Source organism: Pseudomonas sp. SMSB3 (genome assembly GCF_052041965.1).
GTDB lineage: Bacteria > Pseudomonadota > Gammaproteobacteria > Pseudomonadales > Pseudomonadaceae > Aquipseudomonas.
Map to the genome: position 1 here is coordinate 53558 of NZ_JBKGGV010000014.1, position 26455 is coordinate 80012.

General features: G+C 62.9%; 22 protein-coding genes and 1 other RNA gene. 9 read left to right on the forward strand and 14 right to left on the reverse strand.

Translation table 11 applies throughout. From position 1 onward, the window contains the following. Window positions 1–8: 8 nt before the first annotated feature. The 3 genes from folP to rlmE all read right to left on the reverse strand — a co-directional run bounded on the left by folP (window position 9) and on the right by rlmE (window position 3601). Window positions 9–860 carry a dihydropteroate synthase gene (folP, locus tag ACLEJW_RS19925; RefSeq protein ID WP_313299351.1) on the reverse strand — a complete coding sequence of 284 codons (852 nt, stop codon included), beginning with the start codon at window positions 858–860 and terminating at the stop codon, window positions 9–11. A gap of 8 nt (window positions 861–868) precedes the next feature. Next, window positions 869–2773, reverse strand: a complete 1905-nt coding sequence (ftsH, locus tag ACLEJW_RS19930; protein ID WP_145190749.1) for an ATP-dependent zinc metalloprotease FtsH — start codon at window positions 2771–2773, stop codon at window positions 869–871. Between the two features lie 201 nt (window positions 2774–2974). Further along, window positions 2975–3601 carry a 23S rRNA (uridine(2552)-2'-O)-methyltransferase RlmE gene (gene rlmE, locus ACLEJW_RS19935; protein ID WP_145190746.1) on the reverse strand — a complete coding sequence of 209 codons (627 nt, stop codon included), beginning with the start codon at window positions 3599–3601 and terminating at the stop codon, window positions 2975–2977. 102 nt (window positions 3602–3703) lie between these two features. On the opposite strand from rlmE, the gene yhbY reads away from it, so the two are divergent. Continuing rightward, window positions 3704–4012 carry a ribosome assembly RNA-binding protein YhbY gene (gene yhbY, locus ACLEJW_RS19940; RefSeq protein WP_145190743.1) on the forward strand — a complete coding sequence of 103 codons (309 nt, stop codon included), beginning with the start codon at window positions 3704–3706 and terminating at the stop codon, window positions 4010–4012. Window positions 4013–4094: 82 nt separating this feature from the next. Here yhbY and ACLEJW_RS19945 read toward each other — a convergent pair whose 3' ends face one another. From ACLEJW_RS19945 to grpE, 8 genes are all read right to left on the reverse strand, one after another. Further along, window positions 4095–4535, reverse strand: coding sequence for an MFS transporter (locus ACLEJW_RS19945; protein WP_145190740.1), 441 nt, complete (start codon window positions 4533–4535; stop codon window positions 4095–4097). Continuing rightward, window positions 4513–4995, reverse strand: coding sequence for a transcription elongation factor GreA (greA, locus tag ACLEJW_RS19950; RefSeq protein ID WP_177326679.1), 483 nt, complete (start codon window positions 4993–4995; stop codon window positions 4513–4515). Before greA ends, ACLEJW_RS19945 begins: the two co-directional genes overlap by 23 nt. After that, window positions 4992–8213, reverse strand: coding sequence for a carbamoyl-phosphate synthase large subunit (gene carB / locus ACLEJW_RS19955; RefSeq protein ID WP_440778100.1), 3222 nt, complete (start codon window positions 8211–8213; stop codon window positions 4992–4994). Before carB ends, greA begins: the two co-directional genes overlap by 4 nt. A gap of 106 nt (window positions 8214–8319) precedes the next feature. After that, window positions 8320–9456: a glutamine-hydrolyzing carbamoyl-phosphate synthase small subunit gene (gene carA, locus ACLEJW_RS19960; protein ID WP_145190734.1), complete on the reverse strand. Its 1137-nt coding sequence runs from the start codon at window positions 9454–9456 to the stop codon at window positions 8320–8322. Between the two features lie 267 nt (window positions 9457–9723). Further along, window positions 9724–10527, reverse strand: a complete 804-nt coding sequence (gene dapB / locus ACLEJW_RS19965) for a 4-hydroxy-tetrahydrodipicolinate reductase (RefSeq protein ID WP_145190731.1) — start codon at window positions 10525–10527, stop codon at window positions 9724–9726. A 13-nt stretch (window positions 10528–10540) separates the two neighbouring features. Further along, window positions 10541–11665: a molecular chaperone DnaJ gene (gene dnaJ, locus ACLEJW_RS19970; protein WP_145190729.1), complete on the reverse strand. Its 1125-nt coding sequence runs from the start codon at window positions 11663–11665 to the stop codon at window positions 10541–10543. A gap of 197 nt (window positions 11666–11862) precedes the next feature. Then, a complete protein-coding gene (gene dnaK, locus ACLEJW_RS19975) occupies window positions 11863–13788 on the reverse strand; it encodes a molecular chaperone DnaK (RefSeq protein WP_145190726.1) in 1926 nt (641 codons plus the stop codon). A gap of 102 nt (window positions 13789–13890) precedes the next feature. Beyond that, window positions 13891–14445, reverse strand: coding sequence for a nucleotide exchange factor GrpE (grpE, locus tag ACLEJW_RS19980; RefSeq protein WP_145190723.1), 555 nt, complete (start codon window positions 14443–14445; stop codon window positions 13891–13893). A 190-nt stretch (window positions 14446–14635) separates the two neighbouring features. Between grpE and recN the strand changes: the two genes are divergently transcribed. Beyond that, window positions 14636–16309: a DNA repair protein RecN gene (recN, locus tag ACLEJW_RS19985; protein ID WP_440778101.1), complete on the forward strand. Its 1674-nt coding sequence runs from the start codon at window positions 14636–14638 to the stop codon at window positions 16307–16309. Window positions 16310–16387: 78 nt separating this feature from the next. Here the strand turns inward: recN and fur are convergent, their stop codons facing one another. Beyond that, entirely contained in the window at window positions 16388–16792 is a 405-nt protein-coding gene (gene fur / locus ACLEJW_RS19990; RefSeq protein WP_145190717.1) for a ferric iron uptake transcriptional regulator, read from the reverse strand. A 97-nt stretch (window positions 16793–16889) separates the two neighbouring features. Here fur and ACLEJW_RS19995 point away from each other — a divergent pair, with 97 nt between their 5' ends. Continuing rightward, window positions 16890–17423 carry an outer membrane protein assembly factor BamE gene (locus ACLEJW_RS19995; protein ID WP_145190714.1) on the forward strand — a complete coding sequence of 178 codons (534 nt, stop codon included), beginning with the start codon at window positions 16890–16892 and terminating at the stop codon, window positions 17421–17423. 80 nt (window positions 17424–17503) lie between these two features. On the opposite strand, the gene ACLEJW_RS20000 is transcribed toward ACLEJW_RS19995, so the two are convergent. Then, window positions 17504–17938, reverse strand: coding sequence for a type II toxin-antitoxin system RatA family toxin (locus ACLEJW_RS20000; protein ID WP_313457912.1), 435 nt, complete (start codon window positions 17936–17938; stop codon window positions 17504–17506). A gap of 163 nt (window positions 17939–18101) precedes the next feature. Here ACLEJW_RS20000 and smpB point away from each other — a divergent pair, with 163 nt between their 5' ends. Then, window positions 18102–18584, forward strand: coding sequence for an SsrA-binding protein SmpB (gene smpB / locus ACLEJW_RS20005; RefSeq protein WP_027917703.1), 483 nt, complete (start codon window positions 18102–18104; stop codon window positions 18582–18584). An 84-nt stretch (window positions 18585–18668) separates the two neighbouring features. On the opposite strand, the gene ACLEJW_RS20010 is transcribed toward smpB, so the two are convergent. Beyond that, window positions 18669–19436, reverse strand: coding sequence for an FCD domain-containing protein (locus ACLEJW_RS20010; protein ID WP_145190708.1), 768 nt, complete (start codon window positions 19434–19436; stop codon window positions 18669–18671). 256 nt (window positions 19437–19692) lie between these two features. Between ACLEJW_RS20010 and ACLEJW_RS20015 the strand changes: the two genes are divergently transcribed. The 5 genes from ACLEJW_RS20015 to ssrA all read left to right on the forward strand — a co-directional run bounded on the left by ACLEJW_RS20015 (window position 19693) and on the right by ssrA (window position 26415). Further along, on the forward strand, window positions 19693–21363 hold the full coding sequence (locus tag ACLEJW_RS20015) for a lactate permease LctP family transporter (RefSeq protein WP_440778102.1): 1671 nt from the start codon (window positions 19693–19695) through the stop codon (window positions 21361–21363). Window positions 21364–21425: 62 nt separating this feature from the next. Beyond that, window positions 21426–22571 carry an FMN-dependent L-lactate dehydrogenase LldD gene (gene lldD, locus ACLEJW_RS20020; protein WP_313299883.1) on the forward strand — a complete coding sequence of 382 codons (1146 nt, stop codon included), beginning with the start codon at window positions 21426–21428 and terminating at the stop codon, window positions 22569–22571. A 75-nt stretch (window positions 22572–22646) separates the two neighbouring features. Beyond that, window positions 22647–25457, forward strand: coding sequence for an FAD-binding and (Fe-S)-binding domain-containing protein (locus ACLEJW_RS20025; RefSeq protein ID WP_440778103.1), 2811 nt, complete (start codon window positions 22647–22649; stop codon window positions 25455–25457). Between the two features lie 170 nt (window positions 25458–25627). After that, on the forward strand, window positions 25628–25921 hold the full coding sequence (locus tag ACLEJW_RS20030; RefSeq protein ID WP_440778104.1) for a hypothetical protein: 294 nt from the start codon (window positions 25628–25630) through the stop codon (window positions 25919–25921). Between the two features lie 102 nt (window positions 25922–26023). Continuing rightward, window positions 26024–26415, forward strand: a transfer-messenger RNA (tmRNA) gene (gene ssrA / locus ACLEJW_RS20035). The last annotated feature ends 40 nt before the right edge of the window (window positions 26416–26455 follow it).

Sequence of the window (26455 nt, forward strand, 5' to 3'; positions counted from 1 at the left end):
CAATGTTTTTATTCGGCGTGCTGTACCGCGGCAATCATGCGCACCACGTCGACGGTCTCGGCCACATCATGGACGCGCAGGATACTGGCCCCCTTGGTCATGGCCAGAGCCGCCAGCGCGAGGCTGCCGTACAGCCGCTCACCGACCGGACGATCCAGCGTCAGGCCGATCATGCTCTTGCGCGAAACACCCACCAGCAGCGGGCGCTGCAAACGATAGAGCGCTTCCATGTGTTTGAACAGGCTCAGGTTATGCGCCAGCGTCTTGGCGAAACCGAAGCCTGGATCAAGGATGACTCGTTCGCCAGGAATGCCTGCGGCCGCGCAGGCGGCCATGCGCTGTTCAAGATAGCGCGTTACCTCGGCACTGACATCATCGTAATGCGGGTCGTCCTGCATGGTGCCGGGCTCGCCGCGCATGTGCATCAGGCACACCGGCAGGCCCGTGTCGGCGGCCGCATCCAGGGCGCCATCGCGCTCCAGGGCACGCACGTCGTTGATCAGGCCGGCGCCCAGACGGGCCGACTCGCGCATCACCGCAGGGGTCGAGGTATCGACCGAAATGACCACGTCCAGGCGCTGGTTGATCGCTTCGACCATCGGCGCCACGCGCTCGAGCTCTTCGGTCACCGAGACCGCGCGCGCACCCGGCCGGGTCGACTCGCCGCCAATGTCGATCAAGCTGGCACCTGCCGCGACCATCGCCTCGGCATGGCGCAAGGCCTGATCCATGTGGCTGAAGCGACCGCCATCGGAGAAGGAATCGGGCGTGACGTTGAGGATGCCCATGACGTGCGTCCGGGACAAATCAAGAACCCGGTTGCCGCAAGGCAACCGGGTCGGGTACAGCTGTGAGCTCATAACTGCCCTTAGTGTTGAGCCGCAGGGCCGCCGATCGGCGATTCCGGGCGGTCGCCCTGGGTCGCGGAATTGCCCGATGCCGAGTCGTCATCCCAGTCGCGTGGCTCGCGTGGCGTGCGACCAGCCATGATGTCGTCGATCTGCTCGGCGTCGATGGTCTCGTACTTCATCAAGGCATCGGCCATGGCATCGAGCTTGTCGCGGTTGTCGGTGAGCAGCTGCTTGGCCGTGGCATAGCACTGGTCGATGATGCTGCGCACTTCGGAGTCGATCAGCTTGGCCGTCTCGCCAGAAACGCTGGCGTGCTGGCTGCCGGCGCTGCGACCGAGGAACACTTCGCCCTCTTCTTCAGCGTACATCAGCGGGCCGAGCTTCTCGGACAGGCCCCACTTGGTCACCATGTTCCGCGCGATCTGGCTGGCACGCATGATGTCGTTGGAGGCACCGGTGGTGACGCCGTCGAAGCCCAAGGTCATCTCTTCAGCGATACGACCACCGTACAGCGAGCAGATCTGGCTGATCAATGCGCGCTTGGACAGGCTGTAGCGGTCTTCCTCGGGCAGGAACATGGTCACGCCCAAGGCACGACCACGCGGGATGATCGAGACCTTGTAGACCGGGTCATGCTCCGGCACCAGACGGCCGACGATGGCGTGACCGGCTTCGTGGTAGGCGGTGTTCTGCTTTTCTTTCTCGGACATGACCATGGTCTTGCGCTCGGCGCCCATCATGATCTTGTCCTTGGCCAGTTCGAACTCTTTCATTTCGACCAGGCGCTTGTTCGAGCGTGCAGCGAACAGCGAAGCCTCGTTGACCAGGTTGGCCAGGTCGGCGCCAGAGAAGCCAGGGGTACCACGGGCGATGACTGCAGCGTTGACATTGTCACCCACGGGTACCTTGCGCATGTGGACCTTGAGGATCTGCTCACGGCCACGGATATCCGGCAGACCGACCACCACCTGACGGTCGAAGCGACCAGGACGCAGCAGCGCCGGGTCGAGCACGTCCGGACGGTTGGTGGCGGCGATCACGATGATGCCGTCGTTCATTTCGAAGCCGTCCATCTCGACCAGCAACTGGTTGAGGGTCTGCTCGCGCTCGTCATGACCGCCGCCCATGCCGGCGCCACGGTGACGACCCACCGCGTCGATCTCGTCGATGAAGATGATGCACGGGGCGTGCTTCTTGGCCTGCTCGAACATGTCGCGAACACGGCTGGCACCGACACCGACGAACATCTCGACGAAGTCGGAACCGGAGATGGTGAAGAACGGCACTTTCGCTTCACCGGCGATGGCCTTGGCCAGCAAGGTCTTACCGGTACCCGGTGGGCCGACCATCAGCACGCCGCGCGGGATGCGCCCACCCAGGCGCTGGAACTTGCCCGGATCGCGCAGGAACTCGACCAGCTCGCCGACTTCTTCCTTGGCCTCGTCGCAACCGGCGACGTCAGCCAGGGTGGTCTTGACCTGATCTTCGGACAGCAAGCGAGCCTTGCTCTTGCCGAAGCTCATCGGCCCGCCCTTGCCCCCTGCTCCACCCTGCATCTGGCGCATGAAGAACATGAAGACGGCGATGATCACCAGGATCGGGAAGCTCGCCACCAGCAGTTGCGTCCAGATGCTTTGCTGCTCTGGCTGCTTGCCTTCGACGGTAACGTGGTTGTCGACCAGGTCGCCGATCAGGCCATTGTCGGTAATGGCCGGGCGCACGGTCTTGAAGCTGTCGCCGTCGGCGCGCTTGCCGGTGATGATGTAGCCGTCGACGGTCACGCGCTCGACCTTGCCATCCTTGACCTGCTGGATGAAGTCGGAATAGTTGAGGGTCTGCGGCTCGTTAGGGCTGGAGAAGTTGTTCATCACTGTCACCAGGACAGCTGCGATGATCAACCAGAGGATCAGATTCTTTGCCATGTCGTTCAATTCGCTACCCTCTGAGGCCGGCGCACGACGCAGCCGTGCCTCGCATGATATTCATCGCCCTAACTTACTACATTACCTACGCATCCGCAGGCACCGTCTGTAACCCTTTGTGAAAGCTAGACTACACGAAGTTCGGACAATCCAGACGGGGCGGCCGATTGGAAATAACTATCGGTTACCCCGCATAACGCCTCATGCCCCTTTGAAACCCTTGCCCAGCAGGTACTGTTCGCGGGAACGGTCGCGCGACGACGACGGCTTGCGCATCTGCACCTTGTCGAACTTGCTACGCACGTCCTTGAGGTACATGTCGAAACCTTCGCCCTGGAAAATCTTGATCAGGAAATCGCCGCCTGGTCGTAGCACGCGCGTCGCCAGATCCAGGGCCAGCTCGCAAAGGAACATGGCTCGCGGCATGTCGACCGCAGGCGTACCACTCATATTGGGGGCCATGTCAGAAATCACAAGGTCTACGTGCGAATCGCCGACCGCCTGCAGGATCTGCTGCAGCACTTCATCCTGGGTGAAGTCACCCTGGATGAAGGTCACGTCGGGGATCGAGTCCATCTCCAGGATGTCCGAGGCGATCAAGCGCCCCTGACCGCCAATCAGACGACTGGTCACCTGCGACCAGCCGCCGGGCGCGGCGCCGAGGTCGATGACGCTCATGCCGGGACGGATCAGGCGGTCCTTTTCCTGGATCTCAAGCAGTTTGTAGCTGGCACGCGAACGGTAGCCGTCCTTCTGTGCCTGCTTCACGAAAGGGTCGTTGAAATGCTCGCGCAGCCAGTTTGCGCTGCTTTTGGAACGTTGTACCACGGGGCACCTCGATGATATGCGTCGTGTATGACTGGGCGGAGCCACAGGCCCTCGGGTAAAATGCCCGTCAATTTTACAGAATCAGACGAAAAGGGTCAGATTATGCCGCTCAATAACGAGCAGAAGAAACAGTACAAATCCATTGGTCATGACCTGAAGCCGGTTCTGATCGTTGCCGGCAACGGCTTGAACGAAGGCGTGATCGCCGAGCTTGAGCGTGCGCTGGTCGATCACGAACTGATCAAGGTCGAAATTCGCTCGGAAGATCGCGAAGAGCGCGCGACGGTCATCGCCGAGCTGTGCAAGGCCGGGCGTGCCGAGCTGGTGCAGACCATCGGCAAGAAGGCGCTGATCTACCGCAAGAACCCGCAGCCGAACAAGCAGCTGTCGAACATCCACCGCTACAAGTAACGGCCCGGGCTGCTAGCCCGATGCTGCAGTTGTGGGAGCGACCTTGGCTGGACGCTCTCACAAGAGATCGCAACTGACGGGGTTAGCGGCGAGCCTTGACCGGCACCGGCTGGGCCACCAGCACGATGCCGGAAAAGCCCAGCACCAGGAAGCAGAACATCTGCCAGCGCTCGCCGACCGAGATGCCGTAGCGCAAGGTGTAGTACCCCACGCAAGCCGCCAGACCCATCAGCAACATCTGCCCACGAAACTGCCGCCACCAGGCCGCCAGGCCATCGACGCGCGCCAGCACCGCCAGCTGGGTCAACAAGCCAAGCAACGCCACGCCGATCAACCAGCGGTCGATCTGCCCGGCGATGTCCTGCACCAGCAGCGGCGCTAGGCCGCTGACCTTGAGCGCCGGCACCAGCCCTACATGGAACACCCACAGGCCACCGACCCAGAAAACCTGGGCCAGCTGCCAGAGGATCCCTTCCAGGGATGGCGCGCGCAGGCGCCGATCAGATGTGTTTGACTTCGACAATCTCGTACTCGACCGTACCGCTCGGTGTCTTCACCACGACGGTGTCACCTTCTTCCTTGCCGATAATGGCACGGGCGATGGGTGCGCTGCTCGAAAGCTTGCCTTGTTTCACGTCGGCTTCATCTTCGCCGACGATCTGATAGGTCACTTCGTCATCGGTTTCAGTGTTGGCCAGCACCACGGTGGTGCCGAAAATCACCTTGCCGGTGTGCGCGATGGTGGTGACGTCGATCACCACCGAGTTCTGCAGACGGCCTTCGATGTCGCGGATACGCGCCTCGACCATGCCCTGCTCTTCACGGGCAGCATGGTATTCGGCGTTTTCCTTGAGGTCGCCCAGCTCGCGCGCTTCGCCAATCGCCTGGCTCAGGCGCGGGCGCTCGGTCTTGCTCAGGAACGTCAGCTCCTCTTCCAGGGCGCGCGCGCCCTGGACGGTCATTGGGTACTTGGTCATGCTCATGCTTTGAGTCCTGCATGCAGATCCTGCAGGCGACGAACAGTCTTCTCGGGACCGAATTTCAGCGCCTCGCAGATGGCTTCACCGGCCGCAATGGTCGTGGTGCAGTAGATCTTATGCTGCAGCGCGTTGCGGCGAATCGAGTAAGAGTCGGCAATCGACTGGCGCCCTTCGGTGGTGTTGATGATCAGCGACACTTCGTCGTTCTTGATCATGTCGACCACGTGTGGACGGCCTTCGGTCACCTTGTTGACGCGGCGCACCTTCAGGCCCGCCGCTTCGATGACCTTGGCGGTGCCTGCGGTTGCGACCACTTCGAAGCCCAGGGCGATCAGGTCGCGAGCGACACCGGCCACTTGCGGCTTGTCGTCGTCACGCACGCTGATGAAGGCGGTGCTGCCGGTAGGCAGCACTTCGCTGGCGCCCATCTGGGCCTTGGCGAAGGCTTCACCGAAGCTGTCACCGACACCCATGACTTCGCCGGTGGATTTCATCTCAGGGCCAAGGATCGGGTCAACCCCTGGGAACTTGGCGAACGGGAAGACGGCTTCCTTGACGCTGTAGAAGTTCGGGATGATTTCCTGGGTGAAGCCCAGCTCCTTGAGGGTCTTACCGGCCATGACGCGGGCGGCGATCATGGCCAGCGAGGTGCCGATGCACTTGGACACGAACGGCACGGTACGCGATGCGCGCGGGTTGACCTCGATCACGTAGATCTTCTCGCCCTGCAGCGCCAGCTGCACGTTCATCAGGCCGACGACGCCCAGCTCCAGGGCCATCTTCTTGACCTGCTCGCGGACTTGATCCTGCACGTGCTGGCTCAGCGAGTACGGCGGCAGCGAGCATGCCGAGTCGCCGGAGTGAACGCCGGCCTGCTCGATGTGCTGCATGATCGCGCCGATGACCACGTCAGTGCCGTCGCACACCGCATCCACGTCCATCTCGATGGCGCAGTTGAGGAAGTGGTCGAGCAGTACCGGGCTGTCGTTGGACACCTGGACGGCTTCGCGCAGGTAGCGCTTGAGTTCGTCCAGTTCGTAGACGATCTCCATGGCGCGGCCACCCAGTACGTAGGATGGGCGCACAACCAGCGGGTAACCGATGCCGCCAGCAGCGCTGATGGCTTCTTCTTCGCTGCGCACGGTAGCGTTCGGCGGCTGCAGCAGGTTCAGGCGCTGCACCATCTGCTGGAAGCGCTCGCGGTCTTCGGCGCGGTCGATGGCGTCTGGGCTGGTACCGATGATCGGTACGCCAGCTTCTTCCAGGGCGCGCGCCAGTTTCAGCGGGGTCTGGCCACCGTAGTGGACGATGACGCCCTTGGGCTTCTCGACGCGGCAGACTTCCAGCACGTCTTCCAGGGTCAGCGGCTCGAAGTACAGGCGGTCGGAGGTGTCGTAGTCGGTGGAGACGGTTTCCGGGTTGCAGTTGACCATGATGGTCTCGTAACCGTCTTCACGCAGCGCGAGGGCCGCGTGCACGCAGCAGTAGTCGAACTCGATACCCTGGCCGATACGGTTCGGGCCGCCACCGAGGATCATGATCTTGTCGCGGGTCGACGGGTTGGCTTCGCACTCTTCCTCATAGGTGGAATAGAGGTAGGCGGTGTCGGTGGCGAACTCGGCGGCGCAGGTGTCGACGCGCTTGTAGACCGGGAACACTTCCAGCTTGTGGCGGTGACGACGCAGGTTCTTGTCGGTGATACCAAGCAGCTTGGCCAGGCGCTGGTCAGAGAAGCCCTTGCGCTTGAGGCGCAGCATGTAGTCCTTGTCGATCGACGACAGGGCCAGGGTCTTGACCTTCTCTTCTTCCTTGATCAGGTCTTCCATCTGCACCAGGAACCACATGTCGATGCCGGTGAGCTCGAAGATCTGCTCGCAGGTCATGCCCGAACGCATGGCGTCGGCGACGTACCAGATACGCTCGGCGCCAGGCACGGTCAGCTCGCGCTTGAGGATGCTGGCGGCTTCCGGGTTGCCCAGGTCGACTTTCGGGTCGAGGCCACAGGCGCCGACTTCCAGGCCGCGCAAGGCTTTCTGCAAGGACTCCTGGAAAGTCCGGCCGATGGCCATGACTTCACCCACGGATTTCATCTGGGTGGTCAGGCGGGCGTCGGCCTTGGGGAATTTCTCGAAGGCGAAGCGTGGCAGCTTGGTCACCACGTAGTCGATCGACGGCTCGAAGGATGCCGGGGTACGACCGCCCGTGATGTCGTTCTGCAGCTCGTCGAGGGTGTAACCGATGGCCAGCTTGGCAGCGATCTTGGCGATCGGGAAGCCGGTGGCTTTCGAGGCCAGCGCCGAGGAACGCGAAACCCGCGGGTTCATCTCGATGACGACCATGCGCCCGGTGTTCGGGCAGATGCCGAACTGCACGTTGGAACCGCCGGTTTCGACACCGATTTCACGCAGCACCGCCAGCGAGGCGTTGCGCATGATCTGGTATTCCTTGTCGGTCAGGGTTTGTGCTGGCGCCACGGTGATCGAGTCGCCGGTGTGCACACCCATCGGGTCGAAGTTCTCGATCGAGCAGACGATGATGCAGTTGTCCTTCTTGTCGCGGACCACCTCCATCTCGTATTCCTTCCAGCCGATCAGCGATTCGTCGATCAGCAGTTCCTTGGTCGGCGACAGGTCCAGGCCACGGGTGCAGATTTCTTCGAACTCTTCACGGTTGTAGGCGATGCCGCCGCCGGTGCCGCCCATGGTGAACGAGGGGCGAATGATGCACGGGAAGCCGAGCTTCTCCAGTACCGCATTGGCCTCTTCCATGCTGTGGGCGATGCCGGAGCGTGGGCATTCCAGGCCGATGTCCTTCATGGCCTTGTCGAAACGCGAACGGTCTTCGGCCTTGTCGATGGTGTCGGCATTGGCACCGATCATCTCGACGCCGAACTTTTCCAGGACGCCGTGGCGCTCCAGGTCCAGGGCGCAGTTCAGCGCGGTCTGGCCGCCCATGGTCGGCAGCACTGCGTCTGGGCGCTCTTTCTCGATGATCTTGGCCACCGACTGCCACTTGATCGGCTCGATGTAGGTGGCATCGGCCATGGCCGGGTCGGTCATGATGGTGGCCGGGTTGGAGTTCACCAGGATGACCCGGAAACCTTCTTCGCGCAGGGCTTTACAGGCCTGGGCGCCGGAATAGTCGAACTCGCAGGCCTGGCCGATCACGATCGGGCCAGCGCCGAGAATCAGGATGCTTTTAATGTCTGTACGTTTTGGCATGGTGGTCACTCAAATCCGCGGGTCAGTCGGCAAGCCGTCTTGAACAATCTGGGTCAGGCGCTGCCGGGCGCGGCGCGAGCCGGCCCGGGGCCTTGATGCAGGATGCTCAGCGGCGCTTGGCCATGGCATCGGTGAAACGATCGAACAGTGGCGCGACGTCGGTCGGGCCTGGGCTCGCCTCAGGGTGGCCCTGGAAGCTGAACGCGCTCTTGTCGGTACGCTCGATCCCCTGCAGGGTGCCGTCGAACAGCGACTTGTGGATGGCGCGCACGTTGCCTGGCAGGGTTGCCTCGTCAACGGCGAAACCGTGGTTCTGGCTGGTGATCATGACCACGCCGGTGTCCAGGTCCTGGACGGGGTGGTTGGCACCGTGGTGGCCATGGCCCATCTTCACGGTCTTGGCGCCGGACGCCAGGGCGAGCAACTGGTGGCCGAGGCAGATGCCGAACACCGGAATCTCGGTTTCGAGGATTTCCTTGATCGCCTGGATCGCGTAGTCGCAAGGCTCCGGATCGCCTGGGCCGTTGGACAGGAACACGCCATCGGGGTTGAGCGCCAGCACTTCGCTGGCTGGGGTCTGGGCCGGCACCACGGTCACACGGCAGCCGCGGGCGACCAGCATGCGCAGGATGTTCAGCTTGACGCCATAGTCGAAGGCGACCACGTGGTACGGCAGGTCGGCAGCGTCGAGGGTCGGGTGGCTGTCGGTTTTCAGCTCCCACACGCTGGAGCGCCATTCGTAGCGCTCCTTGGTGGAAACGACCTTGGCCAGGTCCATGCCCTTGAGGCCCGGGAAACCGCGCGCGGCAGCGATGGCGGCTTCTTCGCTGATGTTGTCACCGGCCAGGATGCAGCCGTTCTGGGCGCCCTTTTCACGAAGGATTCGGGTCAGGCGACGGGTGTCGATGCCAGCGATGGCGACGACGTTGTTGGCCTTGAGGTAGTCCGGCAGCGATTGGGTGTTACGCCAGTTGCTGGCCAGCAGCGGCAGGTCGCGGATGACCAGGCCAGCAGACCAGACACGGTTGGACTCGGCATCTTCCGGGGTGGTACCGGTGTTGCCGATGTGCGGGTAGGTCAGGGTAACGATTTGCTGCGCGTAGGAAGGGTCTGTAAGGATTTCCTGGTAGCCGGTCATAGCGGTATTGAACACCACCTCACCAACGGTCTGACCGTCGGCACCGATGGCTTCACCGCGAAAAATACTGCCGTCGGCAAGGGCGAGTATGGCTGGCTTTGTCAAGAAGACCTCCCGTAGATCAAGCATGAAAGGGCGATCGCAGGTTGCAAAAAAGCGGAGTGACGTATGGACACGTCACCCCGCTTTTATGTGCTGAATTCAATTCGCTGCGCGCTTTTAGTGGACACACTAAAGCTGTAGCTTACAGAAAAGTGCGTTTTCGGTCTACCGTATATGTGTCTCTAAAACACATCATTGCGACAGACTGCCATCGATGCTGGTCTCCTCGCAGGCACGCCCACAAGAAAAACCAGCATCTGCCGCGCGTGTTCAGCGCAGGTCCAGCACGTCCTGCATGTCGTACAAGCCCGGCGTGCGGCCATCGAGCCACAGCGCGGCACGTACTGCACCCTTGGCGAAGGTCATGCGGCTCGAGGCTTTGTGCGTGATCTCCAGGCGTTCGCCCTCGGCGGCAAACAGCACGGTGTGGTCACCCACCACGTCGCCGGCGCGCACCGTGGCAAAGCCGATGGTCTTGCGATCACGGGCGCCGGTCTGGCCTTCTCGGCCATACACCGCCACTTCCTGCAAATCGCGGCCCAGGGCATTGGCAACCACCTCACCCATGCGCAGCGCCGTGCCCGACGGGGCATCGACCTTGTGCCGGTGATGCGCCTCGATGATCTCGATGTCGACATCATCACCCAACACGCGAGCGGCCATGTCGAGCAGCTTGAGGCTCAAGTTGACGCCCACGCTGAAGTTGGCGGCGAACACGATGGGAATGTCCTTGCCCGCGTCGGCCAGCAGCTGTTTTTCCTCGACGCTGAAGCCGGTGGTGCCGATGACCATGGCCTTGCCGTGCTTGCGGCAGAAGGCCAGGTTTTTCAGGGTCACCGAAGGGTGGGTGAAGTCGATCAGCACATCGAACTCATCCGCCACTTTCGCCAGGTCATCCGACAGCAGCACGCCAATGCGGCCCAGGGCTGCCAGCTCACCAGCGTCGGCGCCGACCAGCGAGCTGTCCGGACGATCGACCGCCGCCGTCAGCCCGGCACCGGGGTTTTGCTGCACGGCTTCGATCAGCGTCTTGCCCATCCGCCCTGCCGCGCCCATCACTGCAATACGTCGCATAGCTAATTCCTTGTCAGAGATCGCCGAAGAAGCGCTTTACGCCGTCGAACCAACCGTTGGCCTTGGGCGAATGGGAACTGTCGCCTTCCAGCGAGCTGCGCAGCTCTTCGAGCAGCTCACGCTGACGGCGGCTGAGGTTGACCGGGGTTTCCACCGCCACGCGGCACAGCAGGTCGCCAGCGCCACCGCCGCGTACCGGCGCAACGCCCTTGCCGCGCAAGCGGAACTGCTTGCCGGTTTGCGTGCCTTCGGGGATTTTCAGCTTGACCCGGCCGTCGAGGGTCGGCACTTCCAGCTCGCCGCCCAAGGCAGCGTCGGTGTAGCTGATCGGCACTTCGCAGTACAGGTGCTTGCCGTCACGCTGGAAGATCTCGTGCTCGCGCACGCTGATCACCACGTACAGATCGCCCGTCGGGCCACCGTGGGTGCCGGCTTCGCCTTCGCCAGACAGGCGAATGCGGTCACCAGTATCGACACCGGCCGGCACCTTGACCGACAGCGTCTTGGACTCTTCGACACGGCCTTCGCCATGACACGAGGAGCACGGGTCGGTGATGATCTTGCCTTGGCCATGGCAACGCGGGCAGGTCTGCTGCACCGAGAAGAAGCCCTGCTGCATGCGCACCTGACCGATACCGCCGCAGGTTGGGCAGGTAGACGGCGTGGAGCCTTTCTTGGCGCCGGAACCGTCGCACGGCGTGCAATTGACCAGGGTCGGCACGCGGATGCTGACGGTGGTGCCGCGCACGGCTTCTTCAAGGTTCAGCTCCAGGGTGTAGCGCAGGTCGCTGCCGCGCTGGGCGCCGCCTCGACCGCCACCGCGGCCACCACCGAAGAAGTCGCTGAATACGTCGCCGAAGATATCGGAGAAGTTGGCGCCGCCGAAGCCGGCACCGCCACCCCCCATGCTTGGGTCGACGCCGGCGTGGCCGTATTGGTCGAACGCCGCGCGCTTGCTTGCGTCAGACAGCACTTCGTAGGCCTCGTTGGCCTCCTTGAACTTGTCTTCGGACTCCTTATCGCCCGGGTTGCGGTCCGGGTGGTACTTCATTGCCAGACGGCGGTAAGCCTTCTTGAGGTCAGCTTCGCTGGCGCCGCGCTCGACACCTAGGACCTCATAATAATCACGCTTGGACATAGGTCATTTGCACCTTGTTGGGCGTACGGCATCTGCGCCGCGCCATCAGCACCTGCCTGCGCGCCGTCAATGGCGCGGACAAATGCTGTAAAAAATCTCGAATTCCAGATACGCCAACGCGGGAGCAAGCCCCCGCGCGGCGACATCCTACCAGCTCGACGGCCTAAGCCGGTGAACGGGTCGACAACATGCAGCGATTACTTCTTGTCGTCGCCTTTGACTTCTTCGAACTCGGCGTCAACCACGTCATCCTGCTTGGCTTCAGGCTCGGCCTGCTGAGCACCGCCCTGAGGCTGCTCGGCTTGCTGCTCGGCGTACATCTTCTGAGCAACGGGCGCGGAGACCTTGGACAGCTCTTCGACCTTGGCATCGATCGCCGCCTTGTCGTCGCCTTTGACAGCGGCTTCCAGGGCAACCACGGCCGCTTCGATGGCGGTTTTTTCTTCCGCGGTGACCTTGTCACCCGCGTCAGCGACCATCTTGCGGGTCGAGTGAACCAGTGCATCACCCTGGTTACGGGCGGCAGCCAGCTCTTCGAACTTGCGGTCTTCCTCGGCGTTGGCCTCGGCGTCACGCACCATGCGCTCGATCTCTTCATCCGACAGGCCGGAGTTGGCCTTGATCACGATGGACTGGGTCTTGCCAGTGGCCTTGTCCTTGGCGCCGACGTGCAGAATGCCGTTGGCGTCGATGTCGAAGGTCACTTCGATCTGTGGCACGCCACGTGGCGCAGGTGGGATGTCGGCCAGGTCGAACTTGCCCAGGGACTTGTTCTGCGCAGCCTGCTTACGCTCACCTTGCAGCACGTGGATGGTCACGGCGCTCTGGTTGTCGTCGGCCGTCGAGAACACCTGCGACTTCTTGGTCGGAATGGTGGTGTTCTTCTCGATCAGCGCGGTCATCACGCCGCCCATGGTTTCGATACCCAGGGTCAGTGGGCTGACGTCCAGCAGCAGCACGTCCTTGACGTCCCCGGCCAGTACCGCGCCCTGGATGGCAGCGCCCATGGCCACTGCTTCGTCCGGGTTGACGTCCTTGCGCGCTTCTTTACCGAAGAAGTCGGCAACGGCTTTCTGCACCATCGGCATACGGGTCTGGCCACCGACCAGGATCACGTCGTCGATCTTGCTGGCGTCGATGCCGGCATCTTTCAGGGCGATGCGGCAAGGCTCGATGGTACGGCTGACCAGGTCTTCGACCAGCGACTCCAGCTTGGCGCGGGAGATCTTCACGTTCAGGTGCTTCGGACCGGTGGCGTCTGCAGTGATGTACGGCAGGTTGACGTCGGTCGACTGCGCCGAAGACAGCTCGATCTTGGCTTTTTCAGCGGCTTCTTTCAGGCGCTGCAGAGCCAGAGGATCGTTCTTCAGGTCCATGCCGGACTCTTTCTTGAACTCGTCGACGAGGTAGTCGATCAGGCGCATGTCGAAGTCTTCGCCACCCAGGAAGGTGTCGCCGTTGGTAGCCAGCACTTCGAACTGGTGCTCGCCATCGACTTCGGCGATTTCGATGACCGAAACGTCGAAGGTACCACCACCGAGGTCATAAACGATGACGGTGTGGTCGCCCTTGGCCTTGTCCATGCCATACGCCAGTGCAGCGGCGGTTGGCTCGTTGATGATGCGCTTGACGTCCAGACCGGCAATACGGCCGGCGTCTTTGGTGGCCTGGCGCTGGCTGTCGTTGAAGTAGGCCGGAACGGTGATGACCGCTTCGGTGACTGGCTCGCCGAGGTAGTCTTCGGCGGTCTTCTTCATTTTCTTCAGGACTTCGGCGCTGATCTGTGGGGGCGCCATTTCCTTGCCGCTGGCTTCTACCCAGGCGTCGCCGTTACCGGCTTTGACGATCTTGTAGGGCACCAGCTTGATGTCTTTCTGCACGACGTCTTCTTCGAAGCGGCGACCGATCAGGCGCTTGACGGCGAACAGGGTGTTGTGTGGGTTGGTGACGGCTTGACGCTTGGCCGACTGACCGACCAGGATTTCGCCATCGTTGGCGTAGGCCACGATCGAAGGGGTAGTACGCGCGCCTTCGGCGTTTTCGATGACCTTGACGTTACCGTTTTCCAGAATGGAGACGCACGAGTTGGTGGTCCCCAGGTCGATACCGATGATTTTGCCCATGTTAACTCTCCCGAAACTTGAATTTGGTGGCAGTTACCCTGCTTGGCCAACTGCGGTAATACTTGAACGCTTGACACCTAGATGGGGGTGGCCCGGAAGATTTCAAGCCTTCTCATCGATAGAAGGTTGCGGCGCAGCCGGCGCCTTGCTCACCACCACCATGGCTGGGCGCAGCAGGCGGCCATTGAGCAGGTAGCCCTTCTGGAAGACGTTGAGCACGCTGTTCGGCTCGACCTCGGCGTTCTCCTGCATGGCCATCGCCTGGTGATGCTCGGGGTTGAACGGCTGGCCGTGCGGATCGACCGCTTCGAGGTTGTAGCGCTTGAGGGTGTCCTGGAACATCTTCAGGGTCAGCTCGACGCCTTCGCGGATCTGCTTGACGTGCTCGTCGTCGGCGCTCGAGTGGGCCAGGGCCAGTTCCAGGCTGTCGATCACCGGCAGCAGGTCGGCGGAGAATTTCTCGAGGGCGAACTTGTGTGCCTTCTCGACATCCTGCTCGGCGCGGCGACGGATGTTCTGCACTTCGGCAGCAGTACGCAGGGACTGGTCCTTGGCGGCGGCCAGCTGCTCCTCGAGCACCTGAACGCGGGTGCCCAGATCGTCGGCACCTGCCGCTTCGGCGTTTAGGTTTTCTTGATCCAGCTGTTCATCAGCCATGGGTTATCTCCTCCGCAATGTCTGTTGGACGAGCAAAGCTCGCCTGTCTGCCGGCTATATGGGGCCGGAAAACCCAGGTTCAAGGGGCAAGGTGGTTTTCCGGGCGAAGAGAAAATCCGCCGAGGGGCATTGGCAGGGCTGAAAAAAGTACTGTATAAATAACCAGACCTGAACTTCGGGAGCCGCCCCCATGCTGGTGCACCTGTCCATTCACAACTACGCCATCGTCGAGCACCTCGACCTGGAAATCGCCCGTGGCATGTCCGTCATCACCGGTGAAACCGGTGCGGGTAAATCGATCATGCTCGACGCCCTGGGCCTGGCCCTGGGCGACCGCGCCGACAGTGGCGTGGTGCGCCCAGGCACCGACAAGGCGGACATCCTCGCCACCTTCGACCTGGTGGACATTCCCGAAGCCCATGCCTGGCTGGCCGAGCGCGATCTGAGCGACGAGGGCCCGTGCATTCTGCGCCGGGTCATCACCGCCGAGGGGCGCAGCCGCGGCTACATCAATGGCACGCCCTGCCCGCTTGGCGACCTGAAGGCGCTCGGCGAGCTGTTGATCGACATCCACAGCCAGCACGAACACCAGTCCCTGCTCAAGACCGATACCCATCGCCGCCTGCTGGACGAGTACGCCGGCGCGATCGATCTGTCGCGCCAGGTGCAGCTGGCCTCCAAGCGCTGGAACCAGACGCGCCTGGAGCTCGAGCGGCTGAGCAACTCGGGCGATGAACAGCGCGCCCGTCATCAGTTGCTCAGCTATCAGCTCGAAGAGCTCGACAACCTGGGCCTGGGCGAAAACGAGCTGGAACAGCTCGAGCAGGAACACAAGAACCTGACCAACGCCGAAGCCCTGTTCGGCATCTGCCGCCAGGTCATCGACCAGTGCAGCGAAAGCGACTCGGGCAACGTGCTCAGCGCGCTGACCGCCAGCCTCAATCGCCTGGGCGCGGCGGCCAATGCCCCGCGCGCGCTGAACGAAGCGGCGACCATGATCGCCAGCGCGCAGATCCAGGTCGAAGAAGCCGTGGGCGAACTCAATCGCTTCCTCGACAACTTCGACGCCGACCCCATGCGCCTGCAGGCACTGGAAGAGCGCCTCGACACCATCTACACCCTGGCGCGCAAACACCGCGTGCACCCCACCGAGCTGCCGCGCCTGCAGCAGCAGCTGATGGACGAGCTCGAAGGCCTCAACGCCAGTGATGAATCAGTCGAACGCCTGGGCGAAGAACTCGGCGCCTTTGCCCAGCACTATAAGGAGAAGGCCAAGGAGCTGAGCGCCTTGCGCCAGCAAGCAGCCAAGCAACTGGCCGTTGCCGTGGAACAGGAAATCCAGCGCCTGGGCATGCCTGGCGGGCGGTTCTGCATTCAGCTGACACCGGTTGAGGGTAACGACTTGTTGCCCCACGGCCTGGAGCAGATCGAGCTGCTGGTCAGCGCCAACCCGGGCCAGCCACTCAAAGGCCTGGCCAAGGTAGCGTCCGGTGGCGAGCTGTCGCGTATCAGCCTGGCGATCCAGGTGATTACCGCGCAGACCTCACGCATCCCGACCCTGGTGTTCGACGAAGTGGACGTGGGCATCGGTGGCCCCACGGCGGAAATCGTCGGCCAATTGCTGCGCCGCCTGGGCGAGCGCGGCCAGGTACTTACCGTGACCCACCTGCCGCAGGTGGCCGCACAAGGGCATCATCACCTGTATGTGCACAAGGTGCGCAACAGTGAGACCACCCACACAGCGGTGGCGAGCCTGGGTAAGCGCGAGCGGGTCGAAGAGGTGGCGCGCATGCTGGGTGGCATCGACCTGACCAAGGAGTCGCTGGCCCATGCGCGCAAGATGGTCGTGTCGGGCAAGGCTTGATTCGCACTTTTCTTCACGCTGTAGAAAGCAAAAAGGCGACCCTGGGGTCGCCTTTGCTATTTCTAGCGAGCTAAATCGTTACTTTTTCTTACGCACATAGAGGACCAGATTGTGGTCCACCAGCTCGTAGCCATGCTCGGCCACGATCTCCTTCTGGCGGCGCTCGATTTCTGCGTCCATGAACTCGATTACTTCACTGGTCTCCACGTTGACCATATGGTCGTGGTGACCGCCGTCAGCCAGCTCGAACACCGCGTGGCCGCCGTCGAAGTTGTGGCGTACCACCAGACCCGCTGCTTCGAACTGGGTCAGTACGCGATAGACGGTTGCCAGACCGACGTCCTCGCCAGCCTCCATCAGTGCCTTGTAAACATCTTCGGCACTCATGTGACGTTGCTCGGCAGAATCGAGCATTTGAAGGATCTTGACTCGAGGCAGGGTTACCTTGAGACCGGCTTTGCGCAATTCGCTATTTTCAACCATGGTCAGCTTTCTCGCCGATGCTGCTTCGCAGCTTCTCTTAATACGGGTATGATCGGGGTTTACGTTGTCCAGCCAAGATAGTGGAAGTCGCCCACCGATGCAAAACACCAAGCTCTTGCTAACCAGCCTCACCTTCGTGGGACTGCTCGCACTCGCCGGTTGCTCGTTTCCCGGGGTTTACAAAATCGACATCCAGCAGGGCAATGTCGTCACGCAGGACATGATAGACCAATTGCGGCCGGGAATGACCCGCCGGCAAGTAAGGTTTATCATGGGCAACCCCCTGCTGCAGGACACGTTCAACACCAATCGGTGGGACTACCTGTACAGCCTTCAGCCTGGTGGCGGTCAGCGCCAGCAGGAGCGGATGAGCATCTTCTTCAACGACAGCGACCAACTGGTCAGCCTGTCTGGCGACTTCATGCCAGGCGTCAGCCGCGACCAGGAAATCCTCGGTGGCAGCAGCGACACCACGGTCAGCCCGGCCAACCAGCCGCAGCAGGGTACGTCGCAGCCAGAAGAGACCCCCGCCAAGCCAGGCTCGGTGGAAGAATCCATCCAGCGCGAGATCGACACCATCGAAACCACGCCAGTGCCGACCCCGGCACCGCTGGAAACCTCGCCGCAGTAATTATCGGCCAGATGAAAAAGCCCGGACCATGGTCCGGGCTTTTTTATTGCCTGTTCGAGCCGCCAGGCGCTGCCAGGCGCTTAGCCGTTGAGTTGCTTGGCACGCTGGCAGAACGCGTCGACCAAGGTGTTGGCAGCCTGGTTGAACAGCGGCCCCAGGGTCGCGCGCACGATCGCGCCGGCGTAGTCGAAGGTCAGGTCCAGGCTGATCTTGCAGGCCTTCTCGCCCAGCGGCTTGAACACCCACAGGCCATGCAGCTGAGTGAACGGCCCTTCCTCCAGGTTCATCTCGATGGAGCGCCCCGGCACTAGCACGTTACGCGTGACGAAGTGCTGGCTGATGCCGCCCTTGGCCACTTCCAACTTGGCGCGCATCAGGGTTTCACTGGCCTCGATCACCGTGGAGGCCGAGCACCAGGGCAGGAATTCGGGATAGCTGGCCACGTCGTTGACCAGGTCGTACAGCGCCTGGGCCGGGTACGGCAGCAGGGCGGAACGTTGAATATGAGTAGTCATCCAGGCGTCATTTCCAAGGCTGGTGGGCGGCGCTTCGCAGCGGGGCGAAAACGGGTTCTGTACAAAGAACAGGCCTTGCATTGTCCGGTATTCATTGCAGTGGCTCAAGCATACCGAAATCCCGTAGCCGACCGCGCATTGACTTGCCTATAATGCCGGCCCTATGGCTAAACAAAAGAAACATCCGACCGGGACCATCGCGCAAAACAAAAAGGCGCGACACGATTACTTCATCGAACACAAGTTCGAGGCCGGACTGGTCCTGTCCGGTTGGGAAGTAAAAAGCCTGCGGGCCGGCAAGGCGCACCTGACCGACAGCTACGTGCTGCTCAAGGATGGCGAAGCCTGGCTGTTCGGCAGCCACATCACCCCGCTGAATACCGCCAGCACCCACGTCATCGCCGACCCGATGCGCACGCGCAAGCTGCTGCTGAACAAACGCGAGCTCGAGCGCGTGGAAGCGGCCGTGGCGCAAAAGGGTTACACCTGCGTGGCCCTGGCGCTGTATTGGAGCAAGCACCTGATCAAGTGCGAGATCGCACTCGGCAAGGGCAAGAAGGAGTTCGACAAGCGCGACACCATGCGCGAGCGCGACTCCAACCGCGAGCTGCAACGGGCGGTGCGCAACAAGGGCAAGGAAGAGTAATTCCTGCCCTGTGCGGCCTCGCCCAGGCGAGGCCGCTCCCACGGCAAATTGCGCCAGGCTTTTAATTGAGCACGGCGGTGCAGCTCAACAGCCGCCGCGCCGCTCGGCCCGGGCTACCCGCTGCGCTTCGTGTTGCGCCTCTTGCAGCACCTCCTGCACATACAGAATGTGCCGGCTGGACACCTCGCGGGCATCTTCCGCCCTGCCTTCGACAATCGCCTGGTACAGCTCGCGGTGCTGACTGATCAGCATGTCGCGGGTTTCACTGCGTTGCTGGTACATGCCGCCGATGTTGGTTACCACGTTACGCTTGAGCAGGTCGAACAAGCCACGAATGGTGTGCAGCAGCACGGCGTTGTGGCTTGCCTCGGCGATGGCCAGGTGAAAACGCGCATCGGCCGCGCCCTCTTCGGCACGGGTGACTTCATCGACCCGCGCATAGCAGTCCTGCAGCGTATCGAAGGCCGCCTTCAGCCGCGCCCGATCAGGCTCGGTAGCGCGCTGGGCCGCATAGTAGGCGCATGACGCCTCCAGGGTGTGGCGAAATTCGAGCAAGTCACGCTGCGCCTCGGCACTGTGCTCGAGCAGCTGCAGCAGCGGGTCGCTGAAGGTCGAGCCAAGCGATTCGGCAACGTAGTTGCCGCCACCCTGGCGGCTGATCAGCAACCCCTTGGCCACCAGCTTCTGAATGGCCTCGCGCAGTGATGGGCGGGACACGCCAAACTGTTCGGCCAGGACGCGTTCGGCCGGCAGCCGCTGCCCCGAGGTCAGCGTGCCTTCCAGAATCATCCCCTCCAGCCGATCGACAATGTCGTCGGACAGGCGCCGCTGGCGGACCTGATCAAAAACCATCACATGCTCTCCACAAATTCCTGACCGCTTGCAGGCAAGGTTCATTCTCGCCGATCTGCGCCGGGCAGACACTCATCAGGTGAGATTTTTCCAGGCTGAGCACAGCGCCATTCATCGCCACTCGACCAAAGTTTTGCTCAGGACAAATTGACACACCCACGACGGCGCTTTTAACCTAGCGACCAGCCATTGTAAATTGGTCTTACCAATTATCCAAGGGCAGTGCCTGACCAACAACAATTAGGGGCCACCCCATATGCAAACCTGGCAACAACTCTATTCCCCGCTTGGTAGCCTCGGCCTGTCCGCACTGGCGGCGGTCGTGCCCATCGTGTTCTTCTTCCTGGCCCTGGCCGTGTTCCGCCTCAAAGGGCATGTGGCGGGCAGCATCACCCTCGGCCTGTCGATCCTGGTGGCGATCTTCGCCTTCCAGATGCCTGTGGACATGGCCCTGGCCGCAGCGGGCTATGGCTTCCTTTACGGCCTGTGGCCAATCGCCTGGATCATCGTCGCCGCGGTGTTCCTGTACAAACTCACGGTCAAGAGCGGCCAGTTCGAAGTGATCCGCAGCTCGGTGCTGTCGATCACCGATGACCAACGCCTGCAGGTCTTGCTGATCGGCTTCTGCTTCGGCGCATTCCTCGAAGGTGCGGCCGGCTTCGGCGCGCCGGTGGCCATCACCGCTGCCTTGCTGGTGGGCCTGGGCTTCAACCCGCTGTACGCGGCCGGCCTGTGCCTGATCGCCAACACCGCACCGGTGGCCTTCGGCGCCTTGGGCATCCCGATCATCGTGGCCGGCCAGGTCACCGGCATCGACGCCTTCCACATCGGCGCCATGACCGGCCGCCAGCTGCCACTGCTGTCGCTGTTCGTACCGTTCTGGCTGGTGTTCATGATGGACGGCATGCGCGGCGTCAAGGAAACCTGGCCCGCCGCACTGGTCGCCGGCCTGAGCTTCGCCGTGACCCAGTACTTCACCTCGAACTTCATCGGCCCGGAACTGCCGGACATCACCTCGGCCCTGGCCAGCCTGATCTGCCTGACGCTGTTCCTGAAGGTCTGGCAGCCCAAGCGCGCCTTCGCCGAAGCCAAGGCCAGCGTCGGCGCCGCCGTGGTGCAGCCGAGCGGCAGCCAGCCAAGCCCGTACAGCTTTGGCGAAATCTTCAAAGCCTGGTCGCCGTTCCTGATCCTGACCGTGCTGGTCACCCTCTGGACCTTGAAACCGTTCAAGGCCGCCTTCGCCCCGGGCGGCGCGATGTACAACTTCGTGTTCAACTTCGCCATCCCACACCTTGACCAGCTGGTGATCAAGACCGCGCCGATCGTCACCGCCCCTACCGCGATGCCGGCCGTGTTCAAGCTCGACCCGATCTCTGCCACCGGCACGGCGATCTTCCTCTCGGCGCTGATTTCCATGGCCGTGCTGAAGATCAACTTCAAAACTGGTCTGACCACTTTCAAGGAAACCTTCTGGGAGCTGCGCTGGCCGATCCTGTCGATCGGCATGGTGCTGGCGTTCGCCTTCGTCACCAACTACTCCGGCATGTCGTCGACCATGGCCCTGGTGCTGGCCGGCACCGGCGCGGCGTTCCCGTTCTTCTCGCCGTTCCTCGGTTGGCTGGGCGTGTTCCTGACCGGCTCGGACACCTCGTCCAATGCCCTGTTCAGCTCGCTGCAGGCGACCACCGCGCACCAGATCGGCGTCAACGACACCTTGCTGGTCGCCGCCAACACCAGCGGCGGCGTGACCGGCAAGATGATCTCGCCGCAGTCGATCGCCGTGGCCTGCGCCGCCACCGGATTGGTCGGCAAGGAGTCCGATCTGTTCCGCTTCACCGTCAAGCACAGCCTGTTCTTCGCCACCATCGTCGGCCTGATCACCTTGGTCCAGGCCTATTGGCTGACCGGCATGCTGGTTCATCACTAAAGTGAAAGGGGCCGGGCGCACGACGTGCCCGGCATCTCCCTCAACCCACGCTGCGAGAATCCATGATCATTTCCGCCTCTACCGACTATCGCGCCGCGGCCCAACGCAAGCTGCCACCGTTTCTTTTCCACTACGCCGACGGCGGTGCCTACGCCGAGCACACCTTGCGCCACAACGTCTCGGACCTGGCCAGCATCGCCCTGCGCCAGCGCGTGCTGAAGAACATGTCCGAGCTGAGCCTGCAAACCCAGCTGTTCGGCGAAACCCTGAGCATGCCGGTGGCCCTGGCCCCGGTCGGCCTCACCGGCATGTACGCCCGCCGTGGTGAAGTGCAGGCGGCGCGTGCGGCGGCTGCCCATGGCATCCCATTCACCATGTCGACCGTGTCGGTCTGCCCGATCGAAGAAGTGGCCCCGGCCATCGACCGGCCGATGTGGTTTCAGCTGTATGTGCTCAAGGACCGCGGCTTCATGCGCAATGCGCTGGAGCGGGCCAAGGCAGCCGGGGTCAGGACCCTGGTGTTCACCGTCGACATGCCCACCCCCGGTGCGCGCTACCGCGACGCCCATTCCGGCATGAGCGGCAAGCACGGCCCGCTGCGCCGCATGCTGCAAGCCATGACCCACCCGCAGTGGGCCTGGGACGTTGGCGTCAATGGCCGCCCGCATGACCTGGGCAACATCTCCACCTATCGTGGCAACCCCACAGGCCTGGCCGACTACATCGGCTGGCTGGCGGCCAACTTCGACCCGTCGATTTCCTGGAAAGACCTGGAGTGGATCCGCGAATTCTGGGACGGCCCGATGATCATCAAAGGCATTCTCGATGCCGACGACGCCCGTGATGCGGTCAAGTTCGGCGCCGACGGTATCGTCGTATCCAACCACGGCGGGCGCCAGCTCGATGGCGTGTTGTCCAGCGCCCGCGCCCTGCCGGCGATTGCCGACGCGGTCAAAGGTGACCTGAAGATTCTCGCCGACTCGGGCATCCGCAGTGGCCTGGACGTGGTGCGCATGATCGCCCTCGGCGCCGACACGGTGCTGATCGGCCGCGCCTTCCTCTGGGCCTTGGCCGTGCACGGTCAGGCCGGGGTGAAAAACCTGCTCGAGCTGTTCGAGAAGGAAATGCGCGTGGCCATGGTGCTGACCGGCGCCAAGACCATCGGCGACATCACCCGTGATTCGCTGGTCCGCGAACTGGGCGCCTGAACCCGCCCTGGAAATACCGCCTGAATGACCGGGGCACGCCGCGCGCCAGACGCCGCGGCCCCGCGAGGAGATTGCATGAGCCTGCCCGCCGCGTTCCTGCGTGATGTCGAGCGCCTGATACCCGCCGAACGCCGTTTCGACGACCCCACTTCGACCCTGGCCTTCGGTACCGACGCCAGCTTCTACCGGCTGATACCCAAGCTGGTGGTGCGGGTCGAGTCCGAGGATGAAGTGGTCGAATTGCTGCACATGGCCCAGCGCCAGCGCGTGCCGGTGACCTTCCGCGCCGCCGGCACCAGCCTGTCCGGCCAGGCCATCAGCGATTCGGTGCTGATCGTCTTGGGCGATAACTGGAACGCCCGGGAAATCCGCGGCCACGGCGCGCAGATCCGCCTGCAACCTGGGGTGATCGGCGCCCAGGCCAATGCCTGGCTGGCCCCGTTCGGGCGCAAGATCGGCCCGGACCCAGCCTCGATCAACGCCTGCAAGATCGGCGGTATCGTCGCCAACAACGCCAGCGGCATGTGCTGCGGCACCGCGCAGAACACCTACCACACCCTGGCCGGCATGTGCCTGGTGCTGGCCGACGGCACCCGCCTGGACAGCGAAGACCCGGCAAGCGTCGCCGCCTTCGAGCGCAGCCACGCAGGCCTGCTGCAAGCGCTGGCCAACCTGGGCCGCGAAACCCGCGCCAACACCGTCCTGGCCGAGCGCATCCGTCACAAGTACCGGCTGAAGAACACCACCGGCCTGTCGCTCAACGCCCTGGTGGACTACGACCAGCCGCTGGATATCCTCCAGCACTTGCTGGTCGGCTCCGAAGGCACGCTGGGCTTCATCAGCGCCGTGACCTACGACACCGTGCCCGACCACCCGCACAAGGCCAGCGCCTTGCTGGTGTTCCCCAGCGTCGAAAGCTGCTGCCGCGCCGTGCCGCTGCTCAAGCGCCAGCCGGTATCGGCCGTTGAGTTGCTCGACCGCCGCAGTTTGCGCTCGGTGCAGAACATGCCCGGCATGCCGCTGTGGGTCAAAGACCTCTCGGCCCATGCCTGCGCCTTGCTGATCGAATCCCGCGCGGCCAGCCAGAGCCTGCTGCACGAGCAGTTGCAGCAGGTGATGGCGTCGATCGCTGACTTCGCGCTGGAGCAGAAAGTCGAGTTCAGCGAAGACCCGCTGATCTACAACCAGCTGTGGAAAATCCGCAAGGACACCTTCCCCGCCGTCGGCGCCGTGCGCCAGACCGGCACCACGGTGATCATCGAAGACGTCACCTTCCCCCTCGAGCAATTGGCCGAGGGCGTCAACCGGCTGATCCAGCTGTTCGACAAGCACCGCTACGACGAAGCGATCATCTTCGGCCACGCCCTGGAAGGGAATCTGCACTTCGTCTTCACCCAGGGCTTCAACAGCCCGGCCGAAGTTGCCCGCTACCAGGCGTTCATGGACGACGTCGCGCAACTGGTGGCGGTCGAGTTCGGCGGTTCGCTCAAAGCCGAGCACGGCACCGGCCGCAACATGGCGCCGTTCGTGGAGCTGGAGTGGGGCCACGAGGCCTACCAGCTGATGTGGACGCTCAAGCGCCTGCTCGACCCCAATGGCATCCTCAACCCCGATGTGGTGCTCAGCACAGACCCGGACATCCACCTCAAGCACCTCAAGCCGCTGCCCGCCGCCGATGAAATCGTCGACAAGTGCATCGAATGCGGCTTCTGCGAACCCGTCTGCCCGTCCAAGGGCCTGACCCTGAGCCCGCGCCAGCGCATCGTCATGTGGCGCGACATCCAGGCCAAGCAACGCGACGGCATCGACACCCGCGAGCTGATGCAGGCCTACCAGTACCAGGGCATCGACACCTGCGCCGCCACCGGCCTGTGCGCCCAGCGCTGCCCGGTGGGCATCAACACCGGCGAGCTGGTGAAGAAACTGCGCAGCCAGGCCGCCACGCATACCGCCACCGCCAACTGGCTGGCCGATCACTTCGACACAGCCCTGAGCGGCACGCGCCTGACCCTGAGCGCCGCCAACAGCGCGCGCAAATGGCTGGGCGCGCCGCGCCTAGCGCGCCTGAGCAAAACCCTGAGCACCGCCAGCAAAGGCCGCCTGCCGCAGTGGACCCCCGCCATGCCGCAGCCCCTGCGCACCCAAGGCTTGAGCCCGCTGAGCAACGACGCCCGCCCCCGCGTGGTGTACCTGGCCGCCTGCGTATCCCGCGTGATGGGCCCAGCCTACGCCGACCGCGAGCAAAGCTCGCTGCTCGACAAGACCCGCGCCCTGCTGGAAAAAGCCGGTTACCAGGTGGTGTTCCCCGACAACGCCGACAGCCTGTGCTGCGGCCAGCCGTTCGCCTCCAAGGGCTACCCCGAGCAAGCCGAACACAAGCGCCAGGAGCTGATCGCCGCCCTGCTGCACGCCAGCCGCGGCGGCCTCGACCCGATCTACTGCGACACCAGCCCGTGCACCCTGCGCCTGGTCCAGGACCTCGCCGAAACCCGCCTCGACCTGTACGACCCGGTGCGCTTCATCCGCACCCACCTGCTCGACAAACTGGAGTTCACGCCCCAGGACGAACCGGTGGCCGTGCACGTCACCTGCAGCACTCAGCACCTGGGCGAAAGCCAGTCCTTGATCGACCTGGCCCGGCGCTGCAGCAAGCAGGTGGTGATCCCCGAAGGCATCCACTGCTGCGGGTTCGCCGGCGACAAGGGTTTCACCACCCCCGAACTCAACGCCCACGCCCTGCGCAGCCTGAAGGACGCCGTGCAGCACTGCAACGAAGGCATCTCCACCAGCCGCACCTGCGAGATCGGCCTGTCGAGCCACAGCGGCATCGACTACCACGGCCTGGTCTACCTGGTGGACCGCGTCACCCGCCCACGCCGCCTTTGAGGTTCCCGCTCCGGCTTGCCCGCGAAAACGGGCAATGCCGGAGCCCGTCCTGGCAACATCCCGCCACACTCCGCCATGTCGCGAAGCCATCAGCGAAACGGAACCCTTGCCGAAGCCCGACAGTCCACCTTTACAGGCCCACCTCCCAGCGGCCATTAAAGGAGACACCCATGAAAGGTACCGCGCTTTCGGCCCTCTTCGCCGCCGCCACCCTCCTCGCCTCGCCGGTCTTCGCCGCCGACGATCTGTGCACCATGAACATGCAGAAGATCAACGATGCCATGGCCACCACCGGTGCCACGTCCGAGGGCCTGGACAAGGCAATGGCCGAACAAGTCGACAAAGCCAAGGCCGCCCAGGCGTCGGGCGACACCAAGGAATGCATCGCGATCACCAGCAAAGTGCTGCAGCGCCTGGAAAAAACCGAGAAAGGCAGCGGTTCTGCCGGCGGTAGCGGCGCGTAAAGGCGCAGGGCGCGGGCTGGTAGAGCGGTTGTCGACGCCGCCCGCGCAATGGCGTATACTCCGTCTCACGTGCCGTAAGGTGCGTTAGCTTAGAGCTAGTGTGGGGCCGATCAGGATTCGACGCCGGTAGCGAAACTCTAGGTGCATGCCGAGTTGGTAACAGAACTCGTAAATCCACTGTTGCAACTTTCTATAGTTGCCAATGACGAAAACTACGAGGGTTACGCTCTCGCTGCGTAAGCAGCTGAGCCCGCTCTCCTGGTAGCTTCGGCTCCAGCAATCATCAGGGGATGCCTGTAAACCCGAAATGATTGTCATACAGAACAGGATCGTCGTGTAGCAGGTTGGGGGCAAAGCGACTAAAACTTACCCAACTCGTCCAAAGCACCCTGCCCGTCGGGCGGCTGCGGATTAACTCAATAGACACGGCTAAGCATGTAGTACCGACAGCGGAGTACTGGCGGACGGGGGTTCAAATCCCCCCGGCTCCACCACATTTACATCTAAAGACGTCCACGGACGTCTTTTTTTGTG